This window comes from Pseudomonas sp. B22129, assembly GCF_044218875.1.
In the GTDB taxonomy this organism is placed as follows: Bacteria; Pseudomonadota; Gammaproteobacteria; order Pseudomonadales; family Pseudomonadaceae; genus Aquipseudomonas.
On sequence record NZ_CP162592.1, the window covers coordinates 4,273,139 to 4,286,206 of the forward strand.

Annotated in this window: 14 protein-coding genes; 5 read left to right on the top strand and 9 right to left on the bottom strand. The window is 61.7% G+C overall.

Going from position 1 to position 13,068, the window contains the following annotated elements; all coding sequences use genetic code 11:
• Positions 1–97 precede the first annotated feature (97 nt).
• Complete coding sequence (locus tag AB4P94_RS19755; protein WP_010171799.1) at positions 98–1,009, top strand: LysR substrate-binding domain-containing protein; 912 nt, start codon at positions 98–100, stop codon at positions 1,007–1,009.
• Positions 1,010–1,274: 265 nt separating this feature from the next.
• Here AB4P94_RS19755 and argE read toward each other — a convergent pair whose 3' ends face one another.
• From argE to AB4P94_RS19775, 4 genes are read right to left on the bottom strand one after another with little or no spacing between them, the layout of a single operon-like run.
• Positions 1,275–2,420: an acetylornithine deacetylase gene (gene argE / locus AB4P94_RS19760; RefSeq protein WP_395607025.1), complete on the bottom strand. Its 1,146-nt coding sequence runs from the start codon at positions 2,418–2,420 to the stop codon at positions 1,275–1,277.
• Positions 2,417–3,094 carry a DUF1028 domain-containing protein gene (locus tag AB4P94_RS19765; RefSeq protein ID WP_395607026.1) on the bottom strand — a complete coding sequence of 226 codons (678 nt, stop codon included), beginning with the start codon at positions 3,092–3,094 and terminating at the stop codon, positions 2,417–2,419. Before AB4P94_RS19765 ends, argE begins: the two co-directional genes overlap by 4 nt.
• An 11-nt stretch (positions 3,095–3,105) precedes the next feature.
• A complete protein-coding gene (locus AB4P94_RS19770) occupies positions 3,106–3,516 on the bottom strand; it encodes a RidA family protein (protein WP_016969085.1) in 411 nt (136 codons plus the stop codon).
• A 25-nt stretch (positions 3,517–3,541) separates the two neighbouring features.
• Positions 3,542–4,873 (bottom strand): flavin-containing monooxygenase, encoded by a 1,332-nt coding sequence (locus AB4P94_RS19775; protein ID WP_395607027.1) that lies wholly within the window; start codon positions 4,871–4,873, stop codon positions 3,542–3,544.
• A gap of 184 nt (positions 4,874–5,057) precedes the next feature.
• On the opposite strand from AB4P94_RS19775, the gene AB4P94_RS19780 reads away from it, so the two are divergent.
• Both AB4P94_RS19780 and AB4P94_RS19785 read left to right on the top strand, forming a co-directional pair.
• Entirely contained in the window at positions 5,058–5,492 is a 435-nt protein-coding gene (locus AB4P94_RS19780) for a GNAT family N-acetyltransferase (protein ID WP_395607028.1), read from the top strand.
• 12 nt (positions 5,493–5,504) lie between these two features.
• Positions 5,505–5,975, top strand: coding sequence for a GNAT family N-acetyltransferase (locus AB4P94_RS19785; protein ID WP_395607029.1), 471 nt, complete (start codon positions 5,505–5,507; stop codon positions 5,973–5,975).
• Positions 5,976–6,246: 271 nt separating this feature from the next.
• On the opposite strand, the gene AB4P94_RS19790 is transcribed toward AB4P94_RS19785, so the two are convergent.
• Together AB4P94_RS19790 and AB4P94_RS19795 are read right to left on the bottom strand one after the other, a co-directional pair.
• On the bottom strand, positions 6,247–6,726 hold the full coding sequence (locus AB4P94_RS19790; protein WP_395611363.1) for an HIT family protein: 480 nt from the start codon (positions 6,724–6,726) through the stop codon (positions 6,247–6,249).
• Between the two features lie 42 nt (positions 6,727–6,768).
• On the bottom strand, positions 6,769–7,677 hold the full coding sequence (locus AB4P94_RS19795) for a LysR family transcriptional regulator (protein ID WP_395607030.1): 909 nt from the start codon (positions 7,675–7,677) through the stop codon (positions 6,769–6,771).
• A 117-nt stretch (positions 7,678–7,794) separates the two neighbouring features.
• Here AB4P94_RS19795 and AB4P94_RS19800 point away from each other — a divergent pair, with 117 nt between their 5' ends.
• Complete coding sequence (locus AB4P94_RS19800) at positions 7,795–9,006, top strand: cation:dicarboxylate symporter family transporter (RefSeq protein WP_395607031.1); 1,212 nt, start codon at positions 7,795–7,797, stop codon at positions 9,004–9,006.
• A gap of 70 nt (positions 9,007–9,076) precedes the next feature.
• Here the strand turns inward: AB4P94_RS19800 and AB4P94_RS19805 are convergent, their stop codons facing one another.
• A complete protein-coding gene (locus tag AB4P94_RS19805) occupies positions 9,077–10,699 on the bottom strand; it encodes an argininosuccinate lyase (RefSeq protein ID WP_395607032.1) in 1,623 nt (540 codons plus the stop codon).
• A gap of 201 nt (positions 10,700–10,900) precedes the next feature.
• Between AB4P94_RS19805 and AB4P94_RS19810 the strand changes: the two genes are divergently transcribed.
• On the top strand, positions 10,901–11,821 hold the full coding sequence (locus AB4P94_RS19810) for a LysR family transcriptional regulator (protein ID WP_395607033.1): 921 nt from the start codon (positions 10,901–10,903) through the stop codon (positions 11,819–11,821).
• A gap of 87 nt (positions 11,822–11,908) precedes the next feature.
• Here the strand turns inward: AB4P94_RS19810 and AB4P94_RS19815 are convergent, their stop codons facing one another.
• Both AB4P94_RS19815 and AB4P94_RS19820 read right to left on the bottom strand, forming a co-directional pair.
• A complete protein-coding gene (locus AB4P94_RS19815) occupies positions 11,909–12,376 on the bottom strand; it encodes a copper chaperone PCu(A)C (RefSeq protein WP_395607034.1) in 468 nt (155 codons plus the stop codon).
• Positions 12,376–12,984, bottom strand: coding sequence for an SCO family protein (locus AB4P94_RS19820; RefSeq protein WP_395607035.1), 609 nt, complete (start codon positions 12,982–12,984; stop codon positions 12,376–12,378). Before AB4P94_RS19820 ends, AB4P94_RS19815 begins: the two co-directional genes overlap by 1 nt.
• Positions 12,985–13,068 lie beyond the last annotated feature (84 nt).

The window sequence follows — 13,068 nt, forward strand, 5'->3', positions numbered from 1 at the left end:
GCTATAGACCTTAAAAAATATAGCTCGCGCTTGAGCACGCTCCGGTATGTTGCCTACGTGTGTTTACGGGCGAAGTCCCACGTTTCTGGAGGTCCCGATGGCTGCCTATAACCTGCGCCAGCTCAGATATTTTGTCACCACGGCCGAATGCGGCAGCGTCGCCGAGGCCTCGCGCAAGCTGTATATCGCGCAGCCGTCGGTCTCAACCGCGATCAAACAGCTGGAAGACAGCTTTGGCGTGCAACTGTTTATCCGCCATCACGCCCAAGGGGTTTCACTCACGCCGAGCGGCGCGCGGTTTTATCGCAAGGCGTTGGAGCTGTTGCGGGTAGCCCATGAGTTTGAGCAAAACGCCCTGGCGGACAATGACGTGGTGGCGGGGCAGATCGATATCGGCTGCTTTGAGACGGTGGCGCCGTTGTATCTGCCGCGCTTGATCGCGGGGTTCAAGGCGCTGTGGCCGGGGGTGGAAATCCGTATTCGTGATGGCGAGCAGCAGGAACTGGTGCAGGCGCTGACGGCGGGCAGTATTGATGTGGCGATGCTGTTTGAGCACGACCTGGGCGGCACCATCGAGACCACGCCGCTGATGCCGCCGCAGCAGCCGTATGCGCTGTTGCCGGCGGATCACCGGTTTGCGCAGCAGGCCAAGGTGTCGCTGGCGGACTTGGTGCTGGAGCCGATGATCTTGCTGGACGTGCTGCCGAGCCGGACGTACTTCGTGAGCATCTTTGAAGAGCGCGGGCTGACGCCGAATATTGTATTCAGCTCGCCGTCCATCGAAATGGTGCGCGGGATGGTGGGGCGCGGGTTCGGGTTTTCGATCCTGGTGACCAAGCCGTTTACCGAGTACACCTATGATGGGCAGAAGGTGGTGTGTGTGCCGTTGGCCGAGACAGTGACCGGATCAGGCCTGTCTGCCGTCTGGCTGCGGCGGGCACCGCTGACCAAACCGGTCCAGCTGTTTGTGGACTACTGCCGCGAAGAACTCGCCAGACTCCTCGGCTAAACAAACAGCCAAAATGTGGGAGCTGGCTTGCCTGCGATAGCGGCGGCCCTGCTGGCCTATCTACCGGCTGACCCACCGCCATCGCGGGCAAGCCCGGCTCCCACAAGGACCTCATGATCTCGAAAGACTTTCTGGCAAAACACGGAGCAAAATGTGGGAGCGGGCTTGCTCGCGAAGGCGGAGTGTCAGTTAACGGATTAACCGACTGATACACCGCCTTCGCGAGCAAGCCCGCTCCCACAGTTGATGTTGGTGTTTGATCGATTCAGGCCCGGATGGAGTCCAGCATGCGCTGTAGCATGGCATCGCAGCCATCCAGCTGCTCGACACTCACAAACTCGTCTGGCTTGTGCCCCTGGTCCATGCTCCCGGGCCCGCACACCACGGTGGGAATGCCCACCGCATCAAACAAGCCACCTTCGGTGCCAAACGCCACGGTGCCAAACTCCCGAGAACCCGAGAACGCGGCGATCAACTCGGCCGCCTGGCTACGCTCATCAGTGACTAAGCCGGGGTAGGCTGATAACTCGGTAAATTTGATCGCACTCTGTGCGCTGACTGCCTGCATGCGCGGCAGTACTTTCTGCTCGGCGTAGGCCTTTAGCTCCGAAGCTACTTCAGCCGGATCCTGCGACGGCAACGCGCGCACTTCAAAATCAAACCGGCAATCCGCCGGCACGATGTTCAATGCTTTACCGCCACTGATCACGCCGGTCTGCACTGTACTGAACGGCGGATCAAAACGCGGATCCTGCGTCTCGCGCAGGCGCTGGCCAATGCGGCCCAGTTCGCCGATCAGGTCGGCGGCGTGTTCGATGGCATTTACCCCGTACGGCGCATAGGCCGAGTGGCAGGCCTCGCCATGCACATCGCAGCGCATCGCCAGTTTGCCCTTGTGACCCAGCACCGGCTTGAGCTCGGTGGGTTCGCCGATGATGCACAGCATCGGCTTGACGGGCCGTTGTTCCAGCACCGCCAGCAGTGAACGCACGCCGAGGCAGCCGACTTCTTCGTCATACGACAGCGCAATGTGCACGGGCATGCGTAAGGTGGCTTTGACCAGTGCCGGCACCAGCGCCAGCACGCAGGCGATGTAGCCCTTCATGTCGGCGGTGCCCCGGCCAAGCAGCTTGCCGTCGCGCTCGGTCAGCTCGAACGGAGGCACCGTCCACGGCTGGCCGTCCACCGGCACCACGTCGGTGTGGCCTGACAACGCAATGCCCGGCACGTCCACCGGGCCGATGCTGGCGAAGAGGTTGGCCTTGCTGCGCGCGTCGTTGTAGATCAACTCGCTGGCCACGCCGAAGCCCGCCAGGTAATCGCGCACAAACTCGATCAACTGCAGGTTGGATTCGCGGCTGGTGGTGTCAAACCCCACCAGCGTTTGCAGCAGTTCGCGGCTGCTGCTCATCGGTCATCTCCGGCCACGCCGTAGCCGGGGGAGCGGTCGGGGGCGAGGGCGCGGTCGATGTAGTCCTGCACTTGCGGGCGGTAAGCGTCCCAGAGTTTTTGTAACTCGGCGATGGGCTGCTCATCGGCCCAATCCACACGCAGGTTGATGATCGGCCAGGTCAGTTCGCCCACCACCGTCAAGGCGGCGGAGTGTACCGGGCCGGCTTCGCCACCGGCGGCGATGGCGGCGTGCATGGCGGCCAGCAGGCGGTCGGCCAACTGGCCTTCGCCGTGTTCGAAGGCCTCGACCATCGCCTCGATCACGGCGCGGTCGGCGAGCATGTTGCCCGCCGCCACGCATTGCTCGCCCGACACCGCGTTGTGGGTGCCGAGGGTTTCGCTACCGCTGAAGTGCACGCTGCGGCCCAGGTGATCAATCGCCGTGAGTTGCCGGTATTGGCTGTAGCCGTTGCTCGTCAGGGCCTTGTCGATGGCCTCGGCCGGGGCGAGGCCTTGTTCCAGCAGGTCGAGCACGTCCGGGCCCAGGGCGGGCAGGGTGATGTTCTGGGTCGACACCGCGCCCACACCGGGGCGCAGCCATGGGCAGCGGGCGCCCACGGCGATGCTCGACGAACTGATGGCGATGCCCAATTGGCCGGTGTCGGCGCAGCGGGCGACGATGGAAAAGGTCATGGTGGCGCTCCTTATTCGGGAATGACGGCGATCACATCAATTTCCATCAGCCACTGTGGCTGGCCCAGCGCCGACACCACCAGCCCGGTGGAAATCGGGAACACGCCTTTGAGCCACTTGCCGACTTCCTGGTACACCGGCTCGCGGTAGCGCGGGTCGATCAGGTAAGTGGTGGTCTTGACGATGTGGCTCAGGTCGGAACCGGCTTCTTCCAGCAATTGCTTGACGTTTTTCATCGCTTGTTCGGCCTGGGCGCGCGGGTCGCCGAGGCCAATCAGGTTGCCCTCAAAGTCGGTGCCCACCTGGCCGCGCACGTACACGGTATTGCCGGCGCGCACGGCCTGGCACAGGTCGTTGTCCAGGCTCTGGTTGGGGTAGGTTTCCTTGGTGTTGAACATGCGGATGCGAGTGTGGGTAGGCATCAAAAAAACTCCGGACAATAGGTGATCAGGCAATGACAGGCGAGGTGTGAGCAACCGGCGCGGGTTCGCGGTATTCAAGGTATTGGCGCTGGATCGCGATGTGGTCGGCCACGTATTTGGCGTCGTGCCACACGCCCCAGATAAACGACGAGCCCCGGCGTGACTGCCACGGCAAGCCGAGGAAGTAGATACCCGCTTCACTGGCCACGCCGCGCTGGTGCTGCGGCTTGCCGGCGGCGTCGAAGGCGTCGACCTTGAGCCAGCTGTAGTCCACGGAGAAACCGGTGGCCCAGATGATCGAGGTGATGCCGGCCTCTGCCAGGTCGAGTTCCAGGATCGGGTTCTTGATGCACTCGGCGTCCGGGAATACGCGACGGGCTTCGGGCTCGAGTGGCAGGTCGAGGCCGTTACGCTTGATGTAGGCGTCGGCGGCGTCCAGCACGGCCAAGTAGTTCTCGTCGCCGCGCGCCAGGTTGTCCACCAGGTTGGCCTGGAACGTGGCGGTGGTGCCGTTGAAAGCCTGGGTCAGGCCGACCAGGGTCATGCCTTGCTGGGCCAGCTCACGGAAGTCGATGGTCCTGCCGCCGTGGGCGCCGCTGACGGCGATGGTCACGTGCTCGCGGCCGGGTTTCATCGCGGCCTGGTCCCACTCGCCCAGCACGCCGAGCCACCAGCAGAAATCGCGGTTGCGGTAGGCGCGGGGTGGGCGGTCGTGGGCGCCGACCGACAGGTACACCTGGCGCCCGGAGCGTTGCAGTTCATCGGCAATTTGTACGCCGGAAGAACCAGCGCCCACCACCAGCACGGCGCCGGCGGGCAGTTGCGCCGGGTTGCGGTAGTCGGCGGAGTGGATTTGGTGCAGCGCGGTGTCTGTGGGCGCGATGGCCGGAATCACCGGTTTCTGGAACGGCCCGGTGGCGGCGACCACGCGGTTGGCTTCGATCACACCTTCGCTGGTGTGCACGGTGAAGCCCGGGCGGCCGACGTTACGCACCACGGAGGTCACGTCCACGCCGGTGCGGATCGGCGCGTTGAATTTGCGGGCATAGGCTTCGAAGTAGTCCGCGACGCGCTCTTTGGGGGCGAAGCCGTCGGCAGCGACGTCATCGAATTCCAGTCCGGGGAAACGGTCATGCCAGGCCGGCCCGTTGGCCACCAGCGAATCCCAGCGCCCGGTGCGCCAGCGCTCGGCGATACGGCTGCGCTCCAGCACGATGTGTGGCACGCCTTGCTTGCTCAGGTGCTCGCTCATGGCCACCCCGGCCTGGCCGGCGCCGACCACCAGCGTGTCTGTTTTTGTTATGGCTTGAGTCATGTCTCTGTCCTTGCGTAATGCAGTTGGATTCAGCTTGGGCATGGCGTCAAGGCTAGGGGGAGGGCGGTTTTTAATAAAATATTATTAAGCTGGGAAGTGAGCATAAATATCGGATGCAGAACGTGTGGGAGCTGGCTTGCCTGCGATTGCCATTTCACAGCCGATAGAGTCTTATCTGAGCCACCGCCATCGCGGGCAAGCCCGCTCCCACATTTGGACCTTCACCATGCCGACGATCCGGGTCATGACCCCCACCGACTACGACGCCGTGCTTGCCCTGATGCACAGCACTCCTGGAATTTCCCTGCGCGACGCGGATTCGCGCGAAGCCACCGAGCGCTATCTGGTGCGTAATCCTGACTTGAGTTTCGTCGCCGAAGCCGAAGGCCGGTTGATCGCCTGTGTGATGTGCGGCCATGATGGGCGCCGAGGGTATTTGCAGCATGTTCTGGTGCTGCCGGACTATCGCCGCCAAGGCATCGCCCAGGCCCTGGTCGAGCGTTGCCTCGCTGCACTGGAACACCTGGGCATCCACAAATGCCACCTCGACGTCTTCAAGACCAACACCAGTGCAGCCAGCTATTGGCAGGGACAGGGTTGGAAGCTAAGAACGGATATCGACCGGTATTCATTTACCCGCGAGGGCAATGAAAACGCATGAAGGGACATAGCAATGCTCGCTATAAAACGCGCCACCCTGCAGGACGCAAACGCCGCCTTTGAGATCCGTCGAAAGGCCATTCTTGGCCAATGCATCGGTGCCTATACCGCAGAGCAAATGTCACTCTGGACCCGGGGCGCCGCTGAAGATGGCTACAGCGTATTAATGGAAAAGCCGTTTTACCTGGGCTGGGTTAACGGTGAGCCTGTTGCCACCGGAATGCTTGATCTGGACAACAATGAGATAGGTGCGTTGTTTGTTTTGCCTGAATTCACTGGGCAAGGGTTTGGCAGGGTGATGCTGGATCATCTGGAAACAGTGGCGCGGGAACTGGCGATTGAAGAAGTAGTGTTGGACTCGACGTTGAATGCGGCGAGTTTCTACCGAGGTTGCGGCTATGCGGGGAGTGAGCAGGCGGTTTATCACTCACCGTCGGGGTTGTCGTTGGCGTGCATCCCTATGAAAAAACGCCTGTTTCCCTGATTCAACACCGCCCAAATGTGGGAGCTGGCTTGCCTGCGAAGACGGCGACACCGCTAAAAAAGATGCCGCCTGACCCACCGCCTTCGCAGCCTCGCTAAAGCTCGACAGCTCCCACAGGGGATCTGTGGTGTTTGAAAAAAGTCACCTGACAGGACACTCGCGTGCAGGCGATGCCGCTCCAATGTGGGAGCTGGCTTGCCTGCGAAGGCGGCGGCAGTGCCAACAAAGCTGTCACATGAATTACAGCCCCCAAAGCCGAACGCGATCAGCTCTAAAAATCCGTACGCAGGCGCTGGATGACCTGGCTAATCGATGGGCCCTGAACCTCTGGCGGCACCGGGCTCTCTCCAAACGCCCGCCACACAAACAGCGTCAACTCAGCCCCATCAGTCAGAGACTTACCCGCCTCCTGCAGCCCAAACCCTTGCAGCACCCGATAACGCTCGTCCCGCCAAAATGCCTCTTCAACCCAGCCATACACCGGGATGAAATGAAAGTGCAGCGGGAACCCCGGCATGTGCCCGTAGCGGCTGATGTACAGCCACTTGGGGTTGAGCTGCGCCTCCATGACGCGCTGCACTTTGGCGAGCAAACCGCCCAACTCAGCCAATGCCGCCTCAGGCATATCCGCCAACGAATGGATCGGTGCCCTGGCCCCCAGCATCAGGTAACCCGGCAGCTTCGACGCCTGGTGATGGTTGAGCCGCCAGTGCTCGGTTTCATACACGATAAAAGCCGGATCAATCTGCACAAGTGTGTCCATGTGGGCGGGACGGGCAGGTTAGCAAGCGCGTCAGCTTTTGCGATACACCCCACCCAACTCCCGCGCCAGCCCGATGAAGTTTTGCAACGGTGCCGACGGGTTGAACGTGCGCCGCACCAGCGTAATCGGCGCCAGCAGCTTGGGCCGGGCGTCTTTGATTCGGCAATACACCACGCTTTCGCGGTGCACGTCGCGCATCGATGCGGGTACCACCGAGATGCCTTCACCGGCGGCGACCAGGCTGACGTTGGTCAGCATGCGTTCCACTTCAAAGGCGATTTTCGGCTCGAAACCGGCGTTCTGGCAGGCCTTGATAAGGTTGGCGTACATGCCCGGCGCGCCGGGGCGGCGCACGAGGATGAAGCGTTCGTCCCTGAGGGCGGCGAGTGGAATGGCCGCGCCGTTCAACAATGGATGGCCGGTGGGCAGGGCGAGCAGCATTTCTTCGTTGAGCAGGCGGTGGAAGGTCAGGCTTTGGTGGGTGCTGACGGGCGCGCGCAGAATGCCGATGTCGATGCGCTTTTCAATGGTGTCTTCAGTGACTTCGCGGGCGCTGCCTTCGTTGATCGACAGTTCCACGCCGGGGAAGCGCTCGCGGTAGGCGCGGATGATGCGCGGGATCAACGGGTGGGCGGCGGCGGAGCTGGTGAAGGCCACCACCAGCGTGCCCTCTATACCCTGGGCGGCGCGCGAGGCCTTGAGCGAACCCTGTTCGACGCGGGCGAGGATCACGCGGGCTTCGTCAAGAAACACCAGGCCGCCGGCGGTGAGGTCCACGCCCTTGGGGTGGCGCTTGAACAGGTCAAAACCCAGCTCGGTTTCCAGCGCACGAATCTGTTGGCTCAGGGGCGGTTGCTGCATGTTCAGGCGCGCGGCGGCACGGGTGAAATGTCGCTCTTCAGCCACCATGATGAAATAGCGTAAATGGCGAAGTTCCATGGTGGTATATCCCGTGACAAGACTTTATTATTTGCGGCCTGCAGCGGCCAGGCGGTCAATATGCCCAACGCGGTGAATAACGACAATAACAATAAATAAAAACACGCTGGAGTCACGATGCCGAGCCGATACGCCAAGAATGGAACCCTGCCTATCTTGATTGCCATCGCATTGGGCATGACGTTGGGCTTGGTATTTCCGGACCTGGCAATCGAAATGAAACTGCTCAGCGACGGGTTTATAAAGTTGGTCGGTCTGTTAATGCCGTTCCTGCTGTTTGTACTGGTGTCCACCGGCGTGGCTGGTATCAAGCGCGAGCCCCACCATCGGCATGTGGTGCGGCGCATTATTGTTTATTTCCAACTGATGTCCTGCGCGGCGCTGGTGGTGGGCATGGCGACCGGCTGGGTGTTCAATCTGGAACACAGCGCGTTGCCCGCACCGCCGTTGCCCACGGGCGGTTTTCTGCACGAACTGTCGCTGTTGTCTGCGTCTTCGACGCTTTATCACGTCTTTACTCAAAGCCTGGTGCTGCAGGTGATGTTTGTCGCGGTCATTTGCGGCGTGCTGCTGGGGCGTGGGAGCCGCGTAGGGAATCGCTGCCTGGGCTGGCTGGAAGCGGGAGTTCAGGGGTTGTTTTATGTGCTGCGGATAGTGTTGAAGTTTGCGCCGCTGGCAGCGTTTGGTGCGATGGCGTTTGTGGTGGGTAAATACGGAGTGGCCTCGGTATTGCCCTTGCTCAAGTTTGTCGTGGTTATTTATTTGGCCAGTGCACTATTTGTGATTTTAGTGTTCGCCGCTATCACGCGCTGGGCCGGTGTGAGGTTATCTCGCCTGATTGTTTATTTGAAAGAAGAGTTGTTGTTGGTGACATTTACCGGTTCTTCCGTCGCTGCACTTCCAGGCTGCGTGAATAAACTTGAGGCGCTGGGCTGTGATCGGCAATTAGTGCGCCTGGTGTTGACCACCGGCTACACCTTCAACCTGGCGGGTACCAACCTGTACCTGACCACGGCCATCATGTTTCTGGCGCAGTTGGCGGGCGTCGAGATGAACATGGCGCAGTTGCTCGCGGTGCTGGGGGTGTGCCTGATCACCTCGTTGAGCTCCACCAGCGTGGCGGGTTCGGCGCTGTTTACGCTGATTGCGACGTTGAACATTCTGCAATGGGTGCCGCTGGAAGGGGTGGGGTTGTTGCTCGGCGTCGAGCGCTTGATGAAGTGCCGGTCGTTGACCAACGTGCTGGGCAATTGCGTGGCGTGCCTGGCGATTTGCGGGTGGCAACGGTCGATTGATCGTGAGGTGCTGCGGCGGGAGTTGGCGATCTGAAGCAGACACGGGGCAAATGTGGGAGCGGGCTTGCTCGCGAAAGCCCGCTCCCACATTTTTGAACCGCATTTCAGTCTTTGGCATTGGCCAGCTTGTTGAACGCTTTATCCAAATTGCCCTCAGCGCTTTGCAGCTTTTCACGCCGCTCTTTCAGCCATTGCTGATCCCCCTCCAGCGTCTTGCGCGCTTGCACCAGCATGCGCTTGACCTCCTGCGGCTGCGGGCCGCCGGTGCCTTTGCGGGTTTGCACCATGATGGTCGGCGACAACGAGGCACGGAAACCTGCCTCATCCAGCGGCAGGGTATTGGGCGTCCACTTGTACTTGTCCGCCGCTTGGCTATACAGCTTCTGCGCGTCTGCATAGGGGAAGGTTTTCGGCGTGGTGCCGTTACTGCGTGCTTCGGTGACGATCAGCGAGGCAAAGCTGTGGCCAATGCGGAACGGCACTTTGTATTGGCGCTCCAGGGTGTCGGCCAATTCCATCGACGTGGTCCACTCCGATTCCAGTTCTTCCAAAGAGCGCTGCGGGTTGATCTGCAACGCGTCGAGCACCGCGTCCGTGGCGTCGAACATCTCTTTGGTGGAGCGGAACACGCCCAGGGAGTCGAAGGCGAACTTGTAGTCGGTCATGCCGGTGGTGACGTTGTGCGCACGCAGGGTCACGGCCTGGGCCAGGCCAACCACGTCCGAGGCGCTCTCACGCGCGCGCATCAGCAGGCCCGGGTTGCGCTTTTGCGGCATGGCGCTGCTGGTGTAGGTCGCTTCTTCATCCAGCAACAACCAGGGGCGGATCTGGTGATACTGGGTGTGGATGTCGCCGATCATCGCGCCTACGCGAATGGCCGATGAGGACGCCAGGTTGGCCGCTTCGATTGGAATGTCGTAGGTCGATACCTGGCTCGAATCCAGCGAGTTCTCGCGCACGCCATCAAAGCCCAGCAACTCGGCCAGGCGTTCGCGGTTCAACGGGTATGCCGAGTTCGCCAGCACGGCAGTGCCCATCGGGCTCTGGTTCAGGCGCGTGTACAGCTCGCGGATGCGCTGGCCGTCGCGGTCAAACGCGGCTTCAAAGGCCAGCAGGTAATGCGCGTAGCTGATCGGCATGGCCTGCACGCCGTTGGTGTAGGCGGGCACCAGGGTGTCGACGTTTTTGTCGGCGAGGTTCAGCAAACGCAGGCGCGTGGCATTGAGCGCTTCGCTGTAGGCCAACACTTGGCTGCGCAACGCCGCGAGGCGATAGGTGGCGAGCATGTCCTGGCGGCTGCGGCCGGAGTGGATCAGCGAGGCTTCGGGACCGATTTTGTCGGTCATGATTTTTTCCAGTTGCAGCACATCGCTGGGGCGCGTGCCGCCGGGCTGGTCGGCCTGGGCAATGGCGTAACGTACGCCGCCGGCGATCTTGGTGCCCATCTGCGGCTTGACGATGCCTTCTTCGGTGAGCATCACGATCGAGGCTTTGTTGATGCGGTTCAGCCAGGCGAATTGAGTCTGGGTCGGGTCGCCCTTGGCCTTGTGCTCGGTCTGTGAGCTGTCGGGGGTGGCGCCGACTTTCGCCGCCTGGGCTGCGCATTGCTCGGTGGTGGTGCAAGGCAGTTCGCCGGTGTTGGCCGCGTGGGCCCCCACGCTGTTGAAGAGGGCGAAGGCCACGGCCAGATGAAGCAGGCTTTTAAGGGCGCGAGGGGATGTGTTCACAGGAATACCCGATTATTTTTGGAATTGTGAGCCGTCGTCGCAAGGAGGCGTGCGCGGTGGAATCAGGCTATCGAGTCTGTTTGCAGATTGAAAATATATAGTAAGTGTCAATGGCAGAGCTTTTGAATATGACGCGCAAAGGCTTTGAAGTCTTTCTTCATAATGCTTGTGCTATACCGTGGTTTTTGTGTGGAGTCAGGCATGCGCCAGGATCAGCTCGACGGCTTGGTGGCCTTTGTGTGTGTCGCTGAACACGCCAGTTTCTCGGCCGCCGCTGTGCGTCTGGGGGTTTCGCCGTCGGCGGTCAGCCAAGTGATTCGCAACCTGGAGCGGCGCCTCGGGGTCGCGCTGTTCAACCGCACCACGCGTAGTGTCAGCCTGACCGAAGCGGGGGTGGGGTTTCTCGCCAAGGTGCAGCCGGCGGTGAACGTGCTGACCGCAGCCGCTCTGGAAGTCGGCGACAGCAGTGGCCTGCCGTCCGGGCTGTTGCGTCTGAACGTGCCGCGCGCCGCTTACCTGACGGTGCTGCAGCCTTTGTTGTCGGCGTTTCTTGCCGCACACCCGCAGATCGATTTGGAGCTGACCCTGGAAAACGCTCTGGTGGACATCGTGCGCCTGGGCTTTGACGCAGGCATCCGCTTTGGTGATTTCGTCGAGCAGGACATGGTGGCGGTCAAGGTCGGGCCGACGTTACGCATGCGCGTGATCGCATCCCCCGAGTACCTGGCGCGACACGGCACGCCTGCGCATCCCGGGGAATTGCTCCAGCACAACTGCATCGCCTTTCGCGCCTCCAGTGGGGTAGTGGAGCGCTGGGAGTTGGCCAGGGGCCAGGAAGCGCTGGCATTGCCGGTGAGCGGGCGGATGATCGTCAACGACTCATCGGCGCTGGTGCAGAGCGTGCTGGACGGTTTGGGCATTGGCTACATGATCAGCGGGCATATCGACCCGTTTATCGCTCGGGGCGAGTTGGTCAGCCTGTTTGAAGCGTGGTGCCCGGAGCTGCCGGGGTACACCCTGTATTACCCGGACCGACGACGGGTCAGCCGCAAGTTGCGCGCGCTGATTGATTTCTTGCGGGAGCCGCCGGTGGTTTCAGTGGGCCCACTGCGCGTTCTGTGAACGGGCTTGATGTGGTGAATGGACTTGAGCGGGCTTGTGTGGTGAGCGGGGCAAGTCCGCTCACCACAAAAGCCCGCCCGTTTGCCCTTAGTGCATCTTGCTGTGGTCCATCCCATCCAGGCCACGGGCCGGGGCCTGGATGTCGATCGACTGCTTTTCGCCCTTGGCGTTTTCCACCGTCAGGGTCAGCGGCACCTGGTCGCCTTCCTTGATCTGCCGGGTCAGGCCCATCAGCATCACGTGGTAGCCGTTCGGGTCGAGGGTCACGGCTTTGCCGGCGGGCAGGGCCACCGAGTCCACCGGGCCCATGCGCATCACGTCGTCCTTCATGCTCATTTCATGAATCTGCACGTCCTTGGCCACCGGCGAGGCCACGCTCAGCAGTTTGCTGTCGCTGTCGGCGGTGACGGTCATGAACGCGCCGCTGGACGGCTGGCCCGGCACCGAGGCGCGCACCCAGGCGTCGGTCACTTGCACCTGGGCACTGGCGTGGGCGGCGAGGCCCAGCAGGGTCATGCCGAGCAGGGCGCGCTTGAGGTGTTGAACGGCAGTCATCAGCAGACCTCCATGACGGTGAGCAGGTCTTCTGCGCACTCTTTAGCGGTAAGGGAAGCCTGGAGGCCCAGGCGCAGGTTGCCACGGGTGTCGAACACAAAGCTGGTGGCGGTGTGGGACAGGGTGTAGGTGTCACCGGCGGGGATCTTTTCATAAAAGATCCCGAACTCCTTGGCGGCCACGGCGATTTCTTCCGGGGTGCCGTACAGCGCCTGGAAGCTGGGGTCGAAGGCCTTGACGTATTGGTCGAGGATTTGCGGGGTATCGCGCTCGGGGTCGAGGGTGATGAACACCACCTGCATGATCTTGCCGTCGCGGCCCATCAGCTTCTTGGCCTGGGCGGCGCGCGCCAGGGTGGTGGGGCACACCGCAGGGCATTGGGTAAAACCGAAGAACACCACCGGCATCAAGCCACGGTACGAGCTCAGGGTGACGGTTTCGCCGGCGGTGTTCTTGAGCTTGAAGGTGCGGCCCATGATCTTGTCACTGAGGTCCTTGCCGTACTTGAAGTTCAGCTTGGGGCTGTAGTCACAGCCGCCCAGCAGGCTGCCCAGGCCCAACAGGCCCATACCGGTCAGCACTTTGCGGCGGGTGAATAACGTACTCATCAACTGTGCATCCTGTGAAACGCCTGCAGCGTTCTGATTCAACCCGGCAGGCTTTGAAAGGAGTAGCGAGGAAGGCGCCAAGTC